General features: G+C 70.6%; 14 protein-coding genes. 6 read left to right on the top strand and 8 right to left on the bottom strand.

Annotation, left to right across the window (positions count from 1 at the left end; genetic code table 11):
* The first annotated feature begins 527 nt into the window (after positions 1 to 527).
* On the top strand, positions 528 to 1,715 hold the full coding sequence (locus ACFY1L_RS11240; protein ID WP_388821587.1) for an acyltransferase family protein: 1,188 nt from the start codon (positions 528 to 530) through the stop codon (positions 1,713 to 1,715).
* Here ACFY1L_RS11240 and ACFY1L_RS11235 read toward each other — a convergent pair.
* From ACFY1L_RS11235 to ACFY1L_RS11220, 4 genes are all read right to left on the bottom strand, one after another.
* Positions 1,712 to 2,173, bottom strand: coding sequence for an HD domain-containing protein (locus ACFY1L_RS11235; protein WP_388821584.1), 462 nt, complete (start codon positions 2,171 to 2,173; stop codon positions 1,712 to 1,714). The two genes, ACFY1L_RS11240 and ACFY1L_RS11235, sit on opposite strands and share 4 nt — an antisense overlap.
* Complete coding sequence (locus ACFY1L_RS11230) at positions 2,170 to 4,599, bottom strand: FtsX-like permease family protein (RefSeq protein WP_388821581.1); 2,430 nt, start codon at positions 4,597 to 4,599, stop codon at positions 2,170 to 2,172. The genes ACFY1L_RS11235 and ACFY1L_RS11230 overlap by 4 nt, the downstream gene beginning before the upstream one ends.
* Positions 4,599 to 5,366: an ABC transporter ATP-binding protein gene (locus tag ACFY1L_RS11225; RefSeq protein WP_388821578.1), complete on the bottom strand. Its 768-nt coding sequence runs from the start codon at positions 5,364 to 5,366 to the stop codon at positions 4,599 to 4,601. The genes ACFY1L_RS11230 and ACFY1L_RS11225 overlap by 1 nt, the downstream gene beginning before the upstream one ends.
* Before the next feature lie 146 nt (positions 5,367 to 5,512).
* Positions 5,513 to 6,712 carry a PP2C family protein-serine/threonine phosphatase gene (locus tag ACFY1L_RS11220; protein ID WP_388821575.1) on the bottom strand — a complete coding sequence of 400 codons (1,200 nt, stop codon included), beginning with the start codon at positions 6,710 to 6,712 and terminating at the stop codon, positions 5,513 to 5,515.
* Positions 6,713 to 6,874: 162 nt separating this feature from the next.
* Between ACFY1L_RS11220 and ACFY1L_RS11215 the strand changes: the two genes are divergently transcribed.
* On the top strand, positions 6,875 to 8,104 hold the full coding sequence (locus ACFY1L_RS11215) for a GNAT family N-acetyltransferase (RefSeq protein ID WP_388821572.1): 1,230 nt from the start codon (positions 6,875 to 6,877) through the stop codon (positions 8,102 to 8,104).
* Between the two features lie 8 nt (positions 8,105 to 8,112).
* Here the strand turns inward: ACFY1L_RS11215 and ACFY1L_RS11210 are convergent, their stop codons facing one another.
* Positions 8,113 to 8,922 carry an Fpg/Nei family DNA glycosylase gene (locus ACFY1L_RS11210; protein WP_388821569.1) on the bottom strand — a complete coding sequence of 270 codons (810 nt, stop codon included), beginning with the start codon at positions 8,920 to 8,922 and terminating at the stop codon, positions 8,113 to 8,115.
* Between the two features lie 33 nt (positions 8,923 to 8,955).
* The gene (locus ACFY1L_RS11205; protein ID WP_388821566.1) at positions 8,956 to 9,444 is read right to left on the bottom strand and encodes a ribose-5-phosphate isomerase; all 489 of its coding nucleotides are present in this window, start codon (positions 9,442 to 9,444) and stop codon (positions 8,956 to 8,958) included.
* Positions 9,445 to 9,648: 204 nt separating this feature from the next.
* Between ACFY1L_RS11205 and ACFY1L_RS11200 the strand changes: the two genes are divergently transcribed.
* Complete coding sequence (locus ACFY1L_RS11200) at positions 9,649 to 11,067, top strand: amino acid permease (RefSeq protein WP_388821563.1); 1,419 nt, start codon at positions 9,649 to 9,651, stop codon at positions 11,065 to 11,067.
* Between the two features lie 75 nt (positions 11,068 to 11,142).
* On the opposite strand, the gene ACFY1L_RS11195 is transcribed toward ACFY1L_RS11200, so the two are convergent.
* Positions 11,143 to 13,314 (bottom strand): protein kinase, encoded by a 2,172-nt coding sequence (locus ACFY1L_RS11195; protein ID WP_388821560.1) that lies wholly within the window; start codon positions 13,312 to 13,314, stop codon positions 11,143 to 11,145.
* 250 nt (positions 13,315 to 13,564) lie between these two features.
* Between ACFY1L_RS11195 and ACFY1L_RS11190 the strand changes: the two genes are divergently transcribed.
* Entirely contained in the window at positions 13,565 to 14,296 is a 732-nt protein-coding gene (locus ACFY1L_RS11190; RefSeq protein WP_388822898.1) for an LPXTG cell wall anchor domain-containing protein, read from the top strand.
* 95 nt (positions 14,297 to 14,391) lie between these two features.
* A complete protein-coding gene (locus ACFY1L_RS11185) occupies positions 14,392 to 15,720 on the top strand; it encodes an FAD-binding oxidoreductase (protein WP_388821557.1) in 1,329 nt (442 codons plus the stop codon).
* On the opposite strand, the gene ACFY1L_RS11180 is transcribed toward ACFY1L_RS11185, so the two are convergent.
* Positions 15,710 to 16,285, bottom strand: a complete 576-nt coding sequence (locus ACFY1L_RS11180) for a biotin transporter BioY (RefSeq protein WP_388821554.1) — start codon at positions 16,283 to 16,285, stop codon at positions 15,710 to 15,712. The two genes, ACFY1L_RS11185 and ACFY1L_RS11180, sit on opposite strands and share 11 nt — an antisense overlap.
* A gap of 402 nt (positions 16,286 to 16,687) precedes the next feature.
* Between ACFY1L_RS11180 and ACFY1L_RS11175 the strand changes: the two genes are divergently transcribed.
* Positions 16,688 to 17,878: an ROK family protein gene (locus tag ACFY1L_RS11175; protein WP_388821551.1), complete on the top strand. Its 1,191-nt coding sequence runs from the start codon at positions 16,688 to 16,690 to the stop codon at positions 17,876 to 17,878.
* Positions 17,879 to 17,922: the final 44 nt, after the last annotated feature.

Here is a 17,922-nt window from a genome sequence, read left to right as displayed (position 1 = left end):
TGCGGCCCGTGAGGCATCGTCGGCCACACCTGTGCCGTACCTTTGCCCGACCCATGGCCGAACCATGAGGACGCGCCCGCGCGCGAAGCCCCAACCCCCGCCCGCCGCACGGCAATTCGACGGTGCACCCGCACAGAGAATTCGGCGGGATCGTTTCCATGTCCACACAACGCGTTCGCAGGTAATTCGAATTGTTGCCACGGGCACATCCGAACCGCCAACGACCGCCCCACAAAAGGGCAATGAAGTGGACATTCCACCAGAGTCGCCCCCTGGTCATATGCCCCGTTTAGTCGGGATGAGTCGTGACAACCAGGACATGTAATGGTGTGTTGACCGTCACCTCCACAGAGGCGTCAACTTCCGTTAATCACGGGTACTCGAAGCCAATAACCAGGAATGACGTGGGGAGTTTTACGAAAACCCACAGACGACGCTAGGGTGCCTCAGATGTTTGACGCTGCCTCGTCCCCCGCACGTGCAGCGAGGTCCGGGATCGTCTCCCCCAGTTTCTGGGGGGAGGGTCTGTGACGAACTCGTTGCGACCGCACGGCCACAACAGAGCGCCGCTCCCTCCGGCACAGCCGCCGGCGTCGGGAGTGCCGAGTCCGCGCTCACCGCAGGAACAGCAGACCAAAACCCCCAAACCCGGCAGACAACGCGACGCGTTCTTCGACAACGCGAAGTACCTGGCGATCGTCCTGGTGGCCATGGGCCACTCCTGGGAGCCGCTCAAGGGTGACAGCCGCATCCTGGAGGGCGTGTACACCGTCGTGTACAGCTTCCACATGCCGGCGTTCATCATCATCTCCGGCTATTTCTCGCGCAGTTTCGACATGCGCCCCGACCGTCTGAGGCGGCTGGTCACCGGCGTCGTCGTGCCGTATGTCCTCTTCGAGACGGCGTACAGCCTCTTCAAGCGTTATGGCGACCACGACCCGGGCATGACCGTCAGTCTGCTCGACCCCTGGTATCTCACCTGGTTCCTGGTCGCGCTGTTCGTCTGGCGCCTGACGACCCCCCTGTGGAAGAGCCTGCGCTGGCCGCTGCCCGTCGCGCTCGGGATCGCGATGTTCGGGTCCGTCTCGCCGGAGATCGGCAACGACCTGGACCTGCAGCGGGTCCTGCAGTTCCTGCCGTACTTCGTGCTGGGTCTGTGCATGAAGCCCGAGCACTTCCAGATGGTGCGCACGCGGAAGATGCGGATCCTGTCGGTGCCGATCGTCGCGGGCGCGCTGGCCGTCGGCTGGTGGGCGGTACCCCGCATGGACACCGCGTGGTTCTACCACCGTGACGCCGCACAGGAGTTGAACGCGCCGTGGTGGACCGGGCCGGTCATGGTGCTCGCCCTGTTCGGCTGCTCGCTGCTGCTGACCGCCTGCTTCTTCGCCTGGGTGCCGCGCCGGAAGATGTGGTTCACGGCGCTCGGCGCCGGCACGCTCTACGGCTATCTGCTGCACGGGTTCCTGGTGAAGGCCGGTGACTTCTACGGCTGGTTCGACCACAAGTGGCTGCACAAGCCGCTCGGCGAGATCTTCGTGACGCTGGTCTTCGCCGCCGCCGTCACCCTGCTCTGCACTCCGCCGGTGCAGCGGGTCTTCAAGTTCGCGATGGAGCCCGAGATGAAGTGGGCCTTCAAGAGCGACGCGGCGGAACTTGCACGGCAGCGGGAGCGGGCCGAGAAGCGCGACCAGCGCGAGAAGGTCCCGGCCTAGTCACCCTGCAGACCGAGAAGTGCGCGCATCCGGGCGTACTTCTCGGTCAGTCTTTTGCGGGTGGGCTCGTCGGTGAGACGGGCCAGGCGGGACGGGTCGGCGTTGTGGGCCAGGTCCGCCTCCTTCACCAGGAGCGCGCCCGGTGTGGCGAGGATCCGCGCGGCGTACTCCTCGGGCCCCTCCCCCGCCCGCTTGGTGACCGCGCGGACGATGTCTTTCGTACGGCGGCTCAGCGCGGCCTCTTTCAGCCACTGCTCGGAGAGCGCGTCGTCCTCGACGGCGTCGTGCAGCCAGGCCGCCGCGATCTGCTCCTCGTCGCCGCCGCGTGCGCGTACGCCCTCGGCGACGGCCCGGAGGTGTTCGGCGTAGGGCCGTCCGGCCTTGTCGGTCTGCCCTTCGTGGGCGGCGCGGGCCACGGCTTCCACTTCGGCCAGGGTCAACTGAGGGGTGTGCGTCACTCCTCCAGTGTCTCCTTGCGGAGGGCGGCGCGGGCCGGGAGGGTCGCGGCCGTCACCCCGAGGACGACGATCGCGCCCGCGAAAGTGCCGTACACCAGAGGCGGTATGTACGGCCCCTGCCCTGTCAGCCCCTTCATCAGCGGTACCAGCGTGGCGAGGGCGATCGCCGTGCCGAGGGCGATGCCCGCGAGGGCGACCAGGAGGGCCTCCCAGCGGATCATGCGCAGGACCTGGCTGCGGGTGGAGCCGATGAGGCGGAGCGTGCCGAGTTCGCGGCGGCGGTCGAGGACGGTCATCACCAGCGTGTTGACGGCGGCGACGGCCGCGAAGCCGCCGAGGACTCCGGCCATGACGGCGTTGGCCCAGGCGTTGAGCTCGCGGTCCAGGGACTGGGCGGTGGTGTAGTCGGCGCGGTCGAGGACGGTGCCGAGTGCCTTGAGACCGGCGGCCGTTCCGCCCTTCGTCCACAGCTCGGTGTCGTAGGCGGAGGTGACGTGGCCGGCGAGGTCGGCGCGGGCCATGGTGACCTGGGAGAGCCCCATGCCTCGTCCGTACGTCGCCGTGATCACCGGTGAGGCCGTCGTGCCGTCGGGCAGGCGGAGGTGGAGGCGGTCGCCGACCTTGACGTGGGAGTTGTCGGCGAGGGTGGCGTCTACGGCGATCTCGCCTGGTTCGAGGGTCAGTTGGCCCTTCTTAACGTCCAGGTCCTGTACGGCGGTCAGGTCGTGGGCCGAGCCCGTGACACCCTGCGCGGTGGCCGGTTCCAGGCCGCCGGTGGCCGGGACGAGTACGGCGCTCTTCAACAGGCCCACGGCCGCCGTGACTTCGGGGGTGCGCTCCGCTCGTCGTACGGCGTCCGGGGGCAGGCCCGGGTCGGCGGTGACGATGTGGTCGGCGCGGATGCCGGCGTGCTGCTGGTCGGCGGTGACGTGGTCCGTGCTGGTCTGCATGAAGATCAGGACGGACGAGAACGCCATGGCGAGCACGATCGGGGTGATCGCGGAGGCCAGACGGCGGGCGTTGGTGCGGGAGTTGGCGGCCGCGAGCACCGCGGAGGCGCCCGCGCCGCGCAGCGGCAGGCCGAACAGGGCGGCGCAGGCCCGGGCCACGAACGGGCCGAGCAGGGCCACGGCGAGCATGAAGAGGAAGACGACTCCGAGGGCCGCGTTGGCCGCGTCCTCGCCGGTGAGGGACGAGGCGAGACCGGCGCAGACGATGCCGCCGGCCGCGGCCGCGATGCCGAGTGGTGTGCGGATCCAGCCGGGGCGCAGCCGCTCCACGGACGCCTCGGTCAGCGCCTGGCCGGGCTTGATGCGGGAGCTGCGGTGGGCGGCCATGTAGCCGGAGAGCAGGGCCGTGAGGAGGACCGCGCCGATGGCCGAGACGAGCGGGATCCAGGAGACGGCGAGGTGGACGGGCTCCGGGATCGCGCCCTTGTCCTTCAGCTGCCCGAACCACCAACGGGCCAGGGCGATTCCGGGCAGACAGCCGAAGGCGCCCGCGAGCGGAGCCACCAGGAGGGTCTCGGTGGCGATCGTGCGGCGGATCTGGCGTGGGGTGGTGCCGATGGCCCGCAACAGGGCGAATTCACGGGCGCGTTGGCCCACACCGAGGGCCACGGTGCCGGCCGCGGTGAAGACGGCGACCATGGTGGCGATGCCGCCGAAGGAGCCGCCGATGCCCATGAGGGTCTCCCTGGCCTCGGTGAGGGCGGGGGTCTCCACGGTGCCGCGGTCGTCGCCGGTGTGCAGCTCGGCGTGTTTGCCGAGGGCTTGCGCCACTTGGGACCTGAGGGTGCCGGTCGGGACGCCGGGCTTGGGGAGTACGGCGATGGCGTCTACGCGGTCGGGATGGCCCGAGCGTCGTAGGGCTTCGTCGTCGGTGAACCAGGCGGTGAATTCACGGGTGTTGGCGGTCCCGGAGACGCGGTACGTGTGGGGGCCGTCGGGGGTGGTGAGGGTGATGCGGTCGCCTACGGTGCCCCGGTTCAGGACTACCTCGCCGGAGGCGGGTGCGTGGCCCGCGGTGAGCTTTTCGCCGGTGAAGGTGGTGGAGGACCAGTTGTGGGCGGTGAGGGTGGTCGAGTGCGGGCCGCCAATGGGGAACGTGACGTCGGCCACCGCTGTGCGGGCGCCGGGGGCCGAGGCCGCCCTCGCAACCAGGGAGGCGTCCAGGCGGGCTCGGTCGGGCAGCGGTTCGCTGTCCGCGTCGTCGCCGTGGCCGTAGGGGGCGCGTTGGTCGGCGGCGGCCACGACGGGGGCGGCGGCGTAGCGGGCGGGCGGGACGGTGGCACGGATGCCCGTTTCCAGGAAGATGCCGCAGGCCGAGACGACCATGGCGGCCATCGCCAGGGCGATGAAGGTGCCGATGAAGGTGGCGGGGCGGAAGCGGAGGGCCGCGCGGGCCAGGCCGTTGGGGGCGAACATCAGGCTGCCGCCTGCGTGAAGGAGTCCGGTGCCGTGAGGGCCGTCATACGGGCCGCGATCTGTGCCGGGGTTCCGCGGTCCAGGTGGCCCACGATCTCGCCGTCCGCCAGGAACAGCACCCGGTCCGCCCAGGCCGCGGCCGACGGGTCGTGGGTGACCATGACGACCGTGGCCGTGTGGGTGTCCACGGCCTGGCGCAGGAGGGAGAGGATCTCGGCGGCCGTGGTGGTGTCCAGGGCGCCCGTCGGTTCGTCCGCGAAGACCACGTCGGGGCGGGTGACCAACGCACGGGCGATCGCCACGCGTTGCTGCTGGCCGCCGGACAACTGGGCGGGGCGGCGGCGGGCCTTGTCGGTCAGGCCGACCTGAGCCAGTACGTCGGCGGTGCGGCGGCGGTCGGGGCGGTGGCCGGCCAGGCGCATCGGGAGGACGACGTTCTGCTCGACCGTGAGGGACGGGAGCAGGTTGAAGGCCTGGAAGACGAAGCCGAGGCGGGTGCGGCGCAGGGCGGTGAGCTTGTTCTCCTTCATGCCGGTGATCTCCGTGCCGCCGAGGCGGACGGTGCCGGTGGTGGGGCGGTCGAGCCCGGCCGCGCACTGCAGGAACGTGGACTTGCCGGAGCCGGAGGGGCCCATCACGGCGGTGAAGGTGCCGGGCCGGAGGGTGAGGTCGATGCCGCGCAGGGCGTGCACGGCGGTCCGGCCTCGGCCGTAGCGCCGTTGCACTCCGTGCAGTTCTACGGCCCAGTCCGCCCGGTCGCCTGCCATGTGTGGTGTCCCTTCCGGTCCGTACGTCGAGGTGGAGCATCACTTCGGTGATGTCTCGAACGTACGGATTCGGAGGGTGCTCGGGCGATGAGGGCGGCTGGCGGATCGGGGCGGGGGTAAACCCCACCGTGGCGTGCCTGCGGGGCTCAGCTCGCCGACAGCGGAGACGGCGCCGTCGCCGTGGCCGTCGGGCCCTCGCGGCAGATCAGCAGCAGGGCCCGGTCGTCGTTCACGTCCTTCGCGACCGCCTCGATGAGGTGCCAGGCCGCGCCGTGGAAGCCGCCGGCGACATAACGGTCGGCCTCTCCGGTGAGGCGGTCGATGCCCTCGACGATGTCGCGGTCGGAGGTCTCCACCAGGCCGTCCGTGAACAGCATCAACACGTCGCCGGGGCGGAGCGAGCCCTTCACGGGGTCGAACTGCGCGCCGTCGTACACACCGAGGAGCGGGCCCTCGGCCGCCTTCTCCTCCCAACGGCCGCTGCCCGCGCTGAGCTGCAGTCCCGGCGGATGGCCTGCGGAGTACAACTCGTAGTCGCCGGAGTCTAGGTCCAGGACCAGGTGGATGGAGGTGGCGAAGCCCTCGTCCCAGTCCTGGCGGAGGAGGTAGCCGTTGGCCGCCGGGAGGAAGGCGTGCGGGGGCAGCGAGCCCAGCAGGCCGCCGAACGCGCCGGACAGGAGCAGCGCGCGCGAACCCGCGTCCATGCCCTTGCCGGACACGTCCGTGAGGACGACCTCCAGCGTGCGGCCGCCGTTGGTGCGCGCCGCCACCACGAAGTCGCCCGAGAAGGACTGGCCGCCCGCGGGGCGCAGCGCCATCTCGCGGTGCCAGCCGCCCGGGAGCTTCGGCAGCTTGCTCTGGACGCGGATGCGTTCGCGCAGGTCGAACAGCATCGTGCCGCCGCGCCGCCACGGCACGCCGACCCGGCTGCGGAACTGGGCGAGGAGCAGACCGAAGAAACCGCACGCGGCGACCACGAGCACCACGCCCGGGGTCACGCGCGAGGGGCCCTCCGTGTACGGGCCCAGCCGCACCGACTCCACGATCAGCGCCGTCGCAGCCGCCGCGTACAGGCCGAGCAGGCTGGCCGGGCGCAGCACCAGGCCGCCCGCGACGATCGGCAGGACCAGCGCGGCCGGCGAGCACCACACCGAGTTGGCGAGCGTCGTGGCCGCGATCAGCGGCACGGTCAGCAGCAGACCCGCCAGCGCGACCCAGTCCGAGCCGTCCCCGCGGAAGTAGTCCACGGCGCTTCTGCGCAGGCCGACGCGGACCCGGTGCCACTGCATCCTCAACCGGGCCGTGAACGTCTCGGCTGCCGCGCGCCGCTCTCGTCCTGCTGCCATTAGTTCGGGACCCTATCCATCGGACCAGCTGCTTGGCACGGGAGGTCCCACTTGTCCCCCGTCCGAGGTTCAACTTCACAGTGAACTTCACAGAAAGCCGTTGCGGGTCCGCCAAGGCGAAATTCCCTCGCTCGTCCTGCAATGCCCTGGTAGTCATGGTTCATGGGGACTGACTTGCGCGTGCTGCACCAGGAAGACTGGGACGAGTGGTACGACAACCTGATCCGCGCCTTCGGCGGGGTTCCGGAGTCGGCCGAGGAGCGGGCGCTGTGGCGCGAGCTCACCGAGACGGACCGTTCCATCGGCGCCTGGGACGGTGAGGTGTGCGTCGGGACGGCGGGGGCGTTCTCCTTCCGGCTGACCGTGCCCGGCGGCGCCGCGGTGCCCGCCGCGGGCGTCACCATGGTGAGCGTGGCCGCCACGCACCGGCGGCGCGGGGTGCTGACGGCCATGATGCGGCGGCAGTTGGACGACGTACGGTCCTGGGGCGAGCCGCTGGCCGTGCTGACCGCCTCCGAGCCGGTGATCTACGGGCGATTCGGGTACGGCATCGGGACATATCACGTCAACGCCGAGATCGACACGACCCGCGTCCGGTTGTCCGTACCGCCCGGCACCGACGACGTACGGCTGCGGTACGCGAATTCGGCCGAAGTGCTCGACGCGTGCGAGGCGGTGTACGCCCGACTCCTGCCTCGGCGGCCCGGAATGGTGGCGCGGATTGCGGGCTGGGAGCGGCTGTGGCTGCTCGACCCGGAGAGCGAGCGGGACGGCGGCTCGCCGCTGCAGTGCGTGCTGGCTGAGCGGGGCGGCGAGGTCGTCGGGTACGCCCGCTACCGGATCAAGAGCGAGTGGGACCCGGCGGGCCCCAGAGGCACGGTGATCACGCAGGACGTGAGCGCACTGGATCCGGCGGCGCACGCGGCGCTGTGGTGGTTCCTCTTCGACATCGACCTGACGGCGAAGGTGATCGCGCGCGGTCGGCCGGTCGACGAGGCCTGGCAGCACATGGTGTCCGACGTCAGGCGGTGCGCGCTGCGGGTACGGGACTCGCTGCACGTACGGCTGGTGGACGTCGGGGCCGCGCTGGAGGCGCGGACCTACCAGGCGCCGGTGGACGTGGTGTTGGAGGTGGAGGACGCCTTCTGCCCCTGGAACAGCGGGCGTTGGCGGCTGACCGGCGATCCGAAGGGTGCGTCGTGCGAGCGTACGACGGATGCGGCCGATCTCGCCCTGTCCGTACGGGAGTTGGGCTCGGCCTACCTCGGCGGCGTCCGGCTGGTGTCGCTGGCGGCTGCCGGGCGGTTGCGTGAACTGCGGCAGGGTGCGCTGACCGAGGCGTCGATCGCGTTCGGCTCACCGGTGGCGCCCTGGCTGCCGCACGGGTTCTGAGGAGCCGGTCAGCGGGTCTGGCAGGTGGGACACCAGAAGAGGTTGCGGGCGGCGAGGTCGGCGGTGCGGATCGCGCCGCCGCAGATGTGGCAGGGCAGGGTGGCCCGTCGGTAGACGTACACCTCGCCGCCGTGGTCGTCGACGCGCGGCGGGCGGCCCATCGCCTCCGGGGTGTGCTCCGGGCGGACGGTGTCGATGCGGTTGTGGCGGACGCCCTCGTGCATGAGCTCGACGAGGTCCGTCCAGATCGCGTCCCACTCGGCGGGGGCGATGTCCCTGCCTGCGCGGTACGGGTCGATGCCGTGCCGGAAGAGGACCTCGGCGCGGTAGACGTTGCCTACGCCGGCGATCACCTGCTGGTCCATGAGGAGGGCGGCGATCGTCGTACGGCTGCGGGAGATTCGCCGGTACGCCGTCTGCGGGTCGGCGTCCTCGCGCAGGGGGTCCGGGCCGAGACGGTCGTGTATCGCGTTCTTCTCGGTGTCCGTGATGAGGGCGCAGGTCGTGGGGCCGCGCAGGTCGACGTACGACGTGTCGTTCGCGAGGCGGAGGCGGACGGTGTCCGTGGGGGGCGGGACCGGGGCGTCGCCGAAGTCGACCTTGCCGAAGAGGCCGAGGTGGATGTGGACCCAGTCGGTGTCGCGGAAGCCCAGGAAGAGGTGTTTGCCGTGGGCTTCCGTGTGGGTGAGCTCGGCGCCGTTCAGTAGGGCGGCGGCGTCGGAGAACTTGCCCTGGGGGCTGGTCACGCGCGGTGCCGTGCCGGAGAAGCGGTCGGCGTAGTCGGACGCCAGCCGGTGGATCGTGTGCCCCTCTGGCACGGTGCGTGTTCCTTTCCGGCCCCCTGCGGGGCGTCAGTCCTGCTGCGGGTGGTGCGCCGGGATCGGGGGCAGGTCGCCCGTCGTCTCGTAGTCCGCGAGCATGTCGATGCGGCGGATGTGGCGCTCGTCACCCGAGAACGGGGTGCCCAGGAAGGTCTCGACGAACTTCGTCGCCTCCTCCGTGGTGTGCATCCGCGCGCCCACCGCCACCACGTTGGCGTTGTTGTGCTGGCGGCCCAGCGACGCGGTCTCCTCGCTCCACGCGAGAGCGGCCCGTACACCCTTCACCTTGTTCGCCGCGATCTGCTCGCCGTTGCCGGAGCCGCCGATCACGATGCCGAGGGAGTCGGGGTCCGCGGCCGTCTTCTCCGCGGCACGGAGGCAGAAGGGCGGGTAGTCGTCCTGGGCGTCGTAGATGTGCGGGCCGCAGTCGACGGGGTCGTGGCCGGCCGCCTTGAGCCACTCGACGAGGTGGTTCTTGAGTTCGAGGCCGGCATGGTCGGAGCCGAGATACACGCGCATGGTTCCGAGTGTGACATGGGTGTTTCTGGGCAGCAGCCCCGGGTGTCGACCAGGAAAAAAACGAGTTCGACCATAGAACCTCAAGGAAACCTCAAGTAACGATCTGGATTCAGAGGTTCACGAATTCCTTTGCCTCCGTTTCACTGGACCAACTCGTACGCCGCTCGTACGGGGACCGCTCACCCGGCACAAAGGAATTCCCCCATGACTGGTCTCCAGGCCGGACTGAAGAACCGACATCTGTCCATGATCGCCATCGGCGGTGTCATCGGAGCCGGACTGTTCGTCGGGTCCAGCTCCGGTATCGCCACCGCCGGGCCCGGCATCCTCCTCTCGTACGCCCTCGTCGGCACGCTCGTGGTGCTGGTGATGCGGATGCTCGGGGAGATGTCCGCGGCCAACCCGACCTCCGGCTCGTTCTCCGCGCACGCCGACCGGGCGCTCGGCCGCTGGGCCGGGTTCTCCATCGGCTGGCTCTACTGGTTCTTCTGGGTCGTGGTGCTCGCGGTGGAGGCCACCGCCGGTGCCAAGATCCTGGAAGGCTGGATCCCGGCCGTTCCCCAGTGGGGCTGGGCCCTCATCGTGATGGTGGTGCTGACGGCCACCAACCTCGTGTCCGTCGGCTCCTACGGCGAGTTCGAGTTCTGGTTCGCCGGGATCAAGGTCGTCGCGATCGGTGCGTTCATCGTCGTCGGCGGACTCGCCGTCTTCGGCGTGCTGCCGGGCGTCGACAGCGACAAGGCGGGCCTCGGCAACCTCACCGGCCACGGCGGCTTCCTGCCGAACGGGCCCGGCGCCATCCTCACCGGTGTCCTGCTCGTCGTCTTCTCCTTCATGGGCAGCGAGATCGCGACCCTGGCCGCCGGTGAGTCGGAGGACCCGCAGCGGGCCGTCACCAAGTCGACCAACAGCATCATCTGGCGGATCGGTGTCTTCTACCTGGGCTCGATCTTCGTCGTCGTGACCCTGCTGCCGTGGGACGACAAGTCCATCGCCGAACAGGGCTCCTACGTCGCCGCGCTCGACTCGCTCGGGATCGCGCACGCCGGTCAGATCATGAACTTCATCGTGCTGACCTCGGTGCTGTCCTGCCTCAACTCCGGCCTGTACACGGCCTCCCGCATGGCCTTCTCGCTCGGCGAGCGGGGTGACGCGCCGAAGGCGTTCGCCCGTACGACCTCGCGCGGTGTGCCGCTCGTCGCCATCGTCGCGTCCGTGGTGTTCGGGTTCGTCGCCGTCTTCTTCAACTACAAGTTCCCGGACTCGGTCTTCCTCTTCCTGGTCAACTCCAGTGGTGCGGTGGCCCTGTTCGTCTGGCTGGTCATCTGCTTCTCGCAGCTGCGGATGCGGAAGATCATCCAGGCCGAGGCGCCGGAGAAGCTGGTCGTGAAGATGTGGCTGTACCCGTATCTGACCTGGGCGACGGCCGCGTTGATCGTGTTCGTGCTCGGGTACATGCTCACGGACACGGAGCACGACGGGCGGGAGACGGTGCTGCTGTCGCTGCTGGTAGCGGCGGTCGTCCTCGTCATCGCCGTCGTGAAGCAGAAGGCGGGCTGGGGCCGGGCGAGCCTCGCGGCTGCTTCCTCCGGCGAGGAGCGCGACAAGGTCAAGACCGGCTGACGCGAACGGCGTCAGACATGTCGGAGGGGCCCGCGGTGAGGACCGCGGGCCCCTTCCGTGCGTTCTACCGTGTGTTCACAGCACGGTGAAGCTGTCCTTGACCTTGTCGTAGGTCTTGACGGCCGCGGTCTCGACGTCCGGTTGGTACCAGATGTTGATCTGGTACGACCTTCCCTCCTGGTTGAAGCCCAGCAGCCGGGCGTGCCAGGGCACACCGCTGACGGTGACCGTGTACTCCCAGACCACTGCCGGGTTGCCGCGGAACGTCGTCTGCTCGAAGCGGATCTTCTGGTAGTCCTGGCCCTGGCGGGCGTTCCGCTCCGACTGCTCCCAGGTTTTCAGCAGGTCGCCGCGCGCGACGGACGACTTGGCCACGATCTCCTGTGCACCGTCCGGGGAGGTGTAGTGCACCTCCGCTCCCGTCTTCACGTTGCGCTGCCAGCCCTTGGGCGTAGCCCACGCGAAGCCGCCGGCCTCCTGGTGGGTTCCCGGCGGGAGGCTGGGGGGTCGGGAAGTGCCCTCGACCGTGGGCGACGACTTGCCGCCGGGCGTGGTGGCGGACGTCGTCGGAGACGTCGAGGATCCCGCGCGATCGTCGCCGGGTGACCCGGAGTTCGTCAGCAGGACCACGGCGACGACGGCACCGGCGCCGACCAGACCTGCGGCGGCCACCAGCCCGGTGCGACGACGGTTGCGACGGGGGGTGGCCGGGACGGCGGGGCCGGGTGGTTCGCCCCGGGGAGTGCGGAGCGGGTGGGGGCCCAGGGCGGGGCGGGTGGCTTGCTCGGCGGTGGAGGGCGGACCCTGACGGGGGCCGGGCTGTGCGCCCTGTCGGGAGCCCGGATGCAGGCCCGTTGCGAAGCCGGAGCCGTTCTCCTGCCCGGAGGGCTGCTCGGCTAGCGGGTGCTCACGGACGAACGAGACGCCGGACGGTCGGGGCGCGGATGGAGCGGCATGGGCAGCGGGGGGCGCGGAGTTGGCGGCGGACGGGGTCTCGGAGCGGACCTCCGGGCGCAGTTCGGAGGGGACCTCGGTGGAGGCGTTGGGCGCCTCGGCGTGCACGAAGGGTTCGGCAGGTTGCGCCGGGGGTGTCTCCGGAGCCGGGGATGCCGTCGCCGCGGAGTCGGCGGGGGCCTCTTGTGCGGGGCGGTCTCGGCGCAGGTCGTGGGTGTCCGGTAGTTCCTGCGGTATCGCGTCCTGGACGGGGGCGGGCTCGGGCTCGGGTTGCCTGGGGTCGCGTGCGGCCCGTACGAGACGGGTTTCCAGGTAGGCCGGGGTGGGCGCCTCGCTCGGGGTCCAGGGGGTGGGAGGGGTCCGGCCGGGCGGCTCGGATTCAGGGGGCGCCGCCTGCCCGTGCTCGGACCGGCCCACGGGCTCCGGCTCGGGCTCCGTCGCAGGCCCGGCTCCGGAACCCGCCGTCTCCTCGGCCGGCGGTTCCTCCTCACGCGTCGGACGACCGGAATCCGCCCCGCCGACGGGAAGAGTCGGCTCGGGTGCCGGAAACGCGACCGGCCGCAAGGCCTCCTCCAGGTCCTCGAGGCCCGGGCGGACCGACGGGTCCTTCTCGAGCAGCGCGGCCAGGACGTCCCGCAGGGGTCCGGCCGCGGCGGGGAGTTCGGGCTCCTCGTAGAGGACCGCGTGCAGGGTGGCCAGCGTGGTGTCGCGGGAGAAGGGGGAGCGGCCGCCCAGGGCCGCGCAGAGCGTGGCGCCCAGGGACCAGATGTCCGACGGTGGGCCCTGGGGGCGGCCCGAGATGCGCTCGGGGGCCATGTAGTCGGGGGAGCCGACCAGCATGCCGACCATGGTGAGCGCCTTGGCGTCCTGGATCGCGGCGATGCCGAAGTCCGTGAGGACTGTGCGTTCGCTGTCGCCCTCCACCAGGACGTTCCCGGGTTTGATGTCCCGGTGCAGGACTCCGCGTGCGTGCACCTGGCGCAGTGCCGCCACCAGTCCGAGGCCGATGCGGGCCGCCTCACGGGGGCCCAGGGGGCCGTCGTCCACCATGATGCGCTCGAGGGAACGGCCGGCGATCAACTCCATGACGATCCACAGGCGTTCGCCCTCGTCCACCACGTCGTAGACCCGTACGACGTTGGGGTGGTCGATCCGGGCGGTCGCCCTGGCCTCGCGCAGGGTGCGTTCGCGGCGGGTCCGTGTGTCCTCCGCGTCCAGGCCGTCTATGCGCATCTCCTTGACGGCCACCGGGCGGTCGAGCATTTCGTCGGCCGCTCGCCACACCCGCCCCATTCCTCCCTGGCCAATACTCTCGACCAACCGATAGCGCCCCGTCACCAGTATCCCTGGGACTCCGCCGCTCCTCGTGTTCCCCGTATTCCCCGGCAATCCGCTGCACCCCCTCAGCGCTCTCAACCACGCCCTATTGAAACACAATGGTCACACTTCGTGCTGTACCAGCATAGTGCGGAGAAATCTTGTGGTAGCTCTTCAAGTACTGCGAATTCAGGCGCAGCCAGGGGGAGTCAAGGGGGATGTGAACATGAGTTCTCGTCGCACGACAGCCATCGCGGGATCGCTGGTCGCGGCATCTTTTTCGACGGTGATGATCCTTTCCTTCACCGCCAGCGCGGATGACCAGGGACCCGGGAGCAGCAAGGGGGGAAAGGTCATGGACGAGGCCCCGGCAGGTGTCAAGCTGACCACTCTGCTGCCCTCGAAGATCTCGGTCGACAACAGCTCGCAAAAGACGGCGATTACCGCCACGGTCAAGAACGAGGGGACCAAGGACAGCGGCAAGATCCAGCTTTTGGTGGTCGGTTTCGACGGCCTCACGGTCAAGAACGTCCAAGGCTGCTCCGCAATTGAGAAAAACAATCTTCCGGAGGGGTCGAACAGCGGTTTCGCCTGCCCCATCGACAATCTGGCGGCCGGCAAGTCGAAGTCGTACGCGGTCGATGCCACCTACGACCTGAGCAAGACCGGCAAGATCTGCCTGCCGGTGCAGACCGGTGACGGGAAGAAGACGTACTGGCAGCAGGGCCCGGTTCCCTTCGGTACGACGAACCCGTCGCCGAACGCTCCGGCCACGCCGCTCCTCCTCGGCACCGACAACAAGCCGGTGGCACCGGGCGGCAGCAATGAGCTGCCCAAGACCGGTGTCGGGCGGGACCTCCTGCCGCTGGGTGCGGCGGGCGCGTCGCTGATGGCGGCCGGTGCGGCCGGGCTGTGGTGGTCGTCCCGGCGGCCGACCCGGCAGGGGCTGAGCGGCTGAGTACGCGGCTGATCGCATGGCCCGCATAAGCGGCTGATCGCATGGTCCGCATAACCTGACGGTCCTTGTCAGGTTATGCGGGCATCATGCTCGCCATGAACTCCGTCGACAACACCGCCGACCTGCTCATCCTCCGTCCCGGCGACCCCGGCTACGACGACGAACTCGCCGGATTCCAGACCGGGTTCGCCCAGTGTCCCGCCGTGGTCCTCGCCGCCTCCTCGGCCGACGACGTGATCGCCGCCGTGCGGTACGCGGCCGAGCGGGGGCTGCCGATCGGCGTCCAGGCCACCGGTCACGGGCTGCCCGGCGGCTTCGAGGGCGGTGTGCTCGTCACGACGAAGCGCATGGACCGGGTGACCGTCGATGCCGGGGCCCGCACCGTCCGCGTCCAGGCGGGCGTCCGCTGGGGGCAGGTCGTGGCGGCCGCCGAGCCGTACGGACTGGCTCCGCTCAACGGTTCCGCGCCGAGCGTCGGCGCCGTCTCGTACACGCTGAGCGGCGGACTGGGCATCCTGGCCCGGGAGTTCGGATACGCGGCGGATCATGTGCGCTCGCTCGATGTCGTCACCGCCGACGGGCGGCTCCGGCACGTGACCCGGGAGTCGGACCCCGAGCTGTACTGGGGCCTCCTCGGCGGCGGCCACACCCTCGGCATCGTGACGGAGCTGGAGATCGACCTCGTACCGGTGCGGACGCTGTACGGCGGTGCCGTCTCCTTCGACGGGCGGGAGGTGGAACCGGCCGCCCTGCTGCGGGCGTACGAGGAGTGGACGCGGACCGTGCCCGCCGGGCTGACCTCGTCCTTCGCCGCCGTACCGTATCCGGACATCCCGGCGCTGCCGCCGCATCTGCGCGGCAGGTACGTGGTGTCCGTGCGCGTCGCGTACACCGGCGGCGACGGCGCGGAACTCGTTGCTCCACTGCGGGAGTCGGGGCCGGTGCTCGCCGACTCGCTGCGGGAGATGCCGTATGCCGAGAGCCACACCATCCACAGCGACCCGGACTTCCCGCACGCGTACTACGGGGACAGCGCCGTGCTGAGCGAGCTGGACGTGGCGGCCGCCGGTGAGCTGCTCGGGCGGGTGGGTCCGGACTCGGGCGGGCCTATGTGCGTGGTGCAGATCAACCGCCTGGGAGGGGCGCTCGCGCAGCCCGCGCCGAACTCGGTGCCGTATCGCGAAGGGCGGTTCCTGGTGCGGTTGTTGACGGTCGGAGACCGCGATCAGGCACGTGAGCTGCTGGATCCGGCCTTCGCTCTGCTGGCGGACACGACCATCGGCCGAGCGCTCAACTTCGCCTTCGGCGCCGGTGACCGGACGGAGGGGCTGTACGACGACGGAACGCGAAAGAGGCTCGCCGGGCTGAAGTCGCGGTACGACCCGGCGAACCTCTTCCGCAGGAACTACGGCGTCAGCGCTTGAGAAGCTTCCAGGCGGTGGGCGTCACGCCCATCGCCAGGGCCGCCTTGAGGGCGTCGCCGAGGAGGAACGGGGTGAGGCCGGCTGCGATCGCGGCGGAGGCGGACATGTCGGCGGCGTAGGCCAGGTACGGGACGCCGACGGCGTAGATGATCGCCTCGCCCAGCAGCATCGTGCCCGCCATGCGCAGCACGGAGCGGTCGGCGCCGCGGCGGGCCAGGGCGCCCACGAGGGTGGACGCCAGCATCATGCCGAGGATGTAGCCGAAGGAGACGGAGACGCCGGAGGTGCCGCCCGCGAACCAGGGCGTGCCCGCCACGCCGGCCAGTGCGTACAGGGCGAGCGCGAGGAGGCCGCGGCCGGCGCCCAGGGTCGTCCCGACGAGCAGCGCGGCAAAGGTCTGGCCGGTCACCGGCACCGGGGAGCCCGGGACGGGCACGGAGATCTGGGCCGCGAGGCCGGTGAGCGCGGCGCCGCCGAGCACGAGCGCGATGTCGCGGACGCGGGTGGCGGGGAGCAGGTCGGCGAGGACCTGTCCGGGGCGGGCGGTGGCGGCAGCGGTGCTCATGGGGACTCCGCGGGTCGGGGACACAAGGGGACTCGGTGACGCTAACCCAGGGCACTCGTGGCGATCACCGTCAGCGCTCGACAAAGCGTGGAGCTGCGGCTTCGTGGGCTCCGGACAAAGGATGTGGGTTACACCGGGTACGGCGTGACACCGGTCACGGAGACGGAGTGACCTGGCCGTCGTCTCGCCCGTCGGTCGCCGTCTGGGCAGCGGTGGGCCGTTTTGCTAGCTTCGAGCTCATGGTCGCCCAGTCCCGGAACTTCTCGTCGCGTCGCCATGTCGACCTGCGACGAGTCGGTGCGTCCGCCTGTCACCTGACTTAGCGGGGCGGGCGGAGCGGATCCGGCACGTCCCGCTGTACGAGACGGCGCAGTGTCGGACCCGTTCCCGAGGATGATCGCCATGCCCCGTACCGCGGCAACCACTCTCCCCTCCCCTCCGCCCCGCAGTGACCGGCGCCGGACCAGCGCCAGCGTCGTGCTGCGGTCCGTGCTGGAGCACGGGCCGGTGGCGCGCTCCACCATCGCCCGGCTGACCGGGCTGTCGCCCGCGTCCGTCACCGACTACTGCGCCCGGTTCGCCGAACTCGGCCTGATCCGCGAGTCGGACGTGCCCCGGCGCTCGAACGGGGTGGGCCGTCCGCACGTCCCCGTCGACCTGGACGACTCGCGGTTCGTGGTCGTCGGGGTGCATGTGGCCGTGCCGTACACCACGGTGGCGCTGCTCGATCTGCGCGGCCGGGTGGTGGCCCGGCGCGAGCTGAAGCACGAGCGCACCGAACCGGGGTGGGTACTGGCCCGGGCCGCCGAGGGACTGGGGGCGCTGCTGGCCGGCAACCCCCGGTGCAGAGCCCTCGGGGTCGGCGTGGCCGTCGGCGGCTGGGTCGACCGGGAGTCCGGGACCGTCGTGGAGCATCCGCTGCTGGGCTGGCGGGACGTAGCCGTGCGGGAGGTGCTCGGCGAGCGCACCGGGCTGCCGGTCCATGTGGACGGCCACGCGCGGGCGTTGGTGAACGGGGAGCGGCTGTTCGGGCTGGCGCGGGGCAGCGGGAGTGTGCTGCACCTGTTCGTCGGCAATGTCGTCGACGCGGCCTTCGCCACCGGCGACGAGGTGCACCACGGGCCGCGCTCCCAGGCGGGCGCGATCGCCCATCTGCCGGTGCCGGGCGGCACGGAGCCGTGCGACTGCGGCCGGATCGGCTGCCTCCAGGCCGAGTTGAGCGAACGGACGCTGTGCAGCAGGGCGCGGGAGGCGGGTCTCGTGACGGGTGTGAACCCGATGCACGTGGTCGCGGCCGCGGACGCCGGCCATCCGGAGGCGGTACGGCTGCTGGTGGAGCGGGCCGGTGCCATCGGGCGGGCGGCGCGACTGCTGCTGGACGTGCTGAATCCGGAGATGGTGGTCGTGACCGAGATCGGCATCATCCACCGGCAGGACTGCCTGAACGCGTTGCGCGAGGGGGTCGGTGCCGAGCGGGCGGCCTCCGTCGTGCCGACGAGTTTCCCGGATTCCGTGCTGGCGATGGCGGGCGGTTCGGTGGCATTGGACGTGCTCTACCGGGATCCGCTGGCCGCCTCACCTGAGCGGAATTAATTCAGAAACTCCGAATATTGACAGGGGTTGCGCCCGGCCGGGAA

Origin of the sequence: Streptomyces sp. NPDC001663 (assembly GCF_042893105.1) — a bacterium.
GTDB lineage: Bacteria > Actinomycetota > Actinomycetes > Streptomycetales > Streptomycetaceae > Streptomyces.
This window is presented reverse-complemented; position numbering and strand designations above follow the sequence as displayed.

Excerpts from the sequence above, each read along its gene's own strand:
- ACFY1L_RS11230 (WP_388821581.1), bottom strand. The coding sequence starts at position 4,599 with ATGTTCGCCCCCAACGGCCTGGCCCGCGCGGCCCTCCGCTTCCGCCCC.
- ACFY1L_RS11195 (WP_388821560.1), bottom strand. The coding sequence starts at position 13,314 with ATGGGGCGGGTGTGGCGAGCGGCCGACGAAATGCTCGACCGCCCGGTG.
- ACFY1L_RS11200 (WP_388821563.1), top strand. The coding sequence starts at position 9,649 with ATGACTGGTCTCCAGGCCGGACTGAAGAACCGACATCTGTCCATGATC.
- ACFY1L_RS11190 (WP_388822898.1), top strand. The coding sequence starts at position 13,565 with ATGAGTTCTCGTCGCACGACAGCCATCGCGGGATCGCTGGTCGCGGCA.
- ACFY1L_RS11175 (WP_388821551.1), top strand. The coding sequence starts at position 16,688 with ATGCCCCGTACCGCGGCAACCACTCTCCCCTCCCCTCCGCCCCGCAGT.
- ACFY1L_RS11220 (WP_388821575.1), bottom strand. The coding sequence starts at position 6,712 with ATGGCAGCAGGACGAGAGCGGCGCGCGGCAGCCGAGACGTTCACGGCC.
- ACFY1L_RS11215 (WP_388821572.1), top strand. The coding sequence starts at position 6,875 with ATGGGGACTGACTTGCGCGTGCTGCACCAGGAAGACTGGGACGAGTGG.
- ACFY1L_RS11185 (WP_388821557.1), top strand. The coding sequence starts at position 14,392 with ATGAACTCCGTCGACAACACCGCCGACCTGCTCATCCTCCGTCCCGGC.
- ACFY1L_RS11225 (WP_388821578.1), bottom strand. The coding sequence starts at position 5,366 with ATGGCAGGCGACCGGGCGGACTGGGCCGTAGAACTGCACGGAGTGCAA.
- ACFY1L_RS11180 (WP_388821554.1), bottom strand. The coding sequence starts at position 16,285 with ATGAGCACCGCTGCCGCCACCGCCCGCCCCGGACAGGTCCTCGCCGAC.
- ACFY1L_RS11205 (WP_388821566.1), bottom strand. The coding sequence starts at position 9,444 with ATGCGCGTGTATCTCGGCTCCGACCATGCCGGCCTCGAACTCAAGAAC.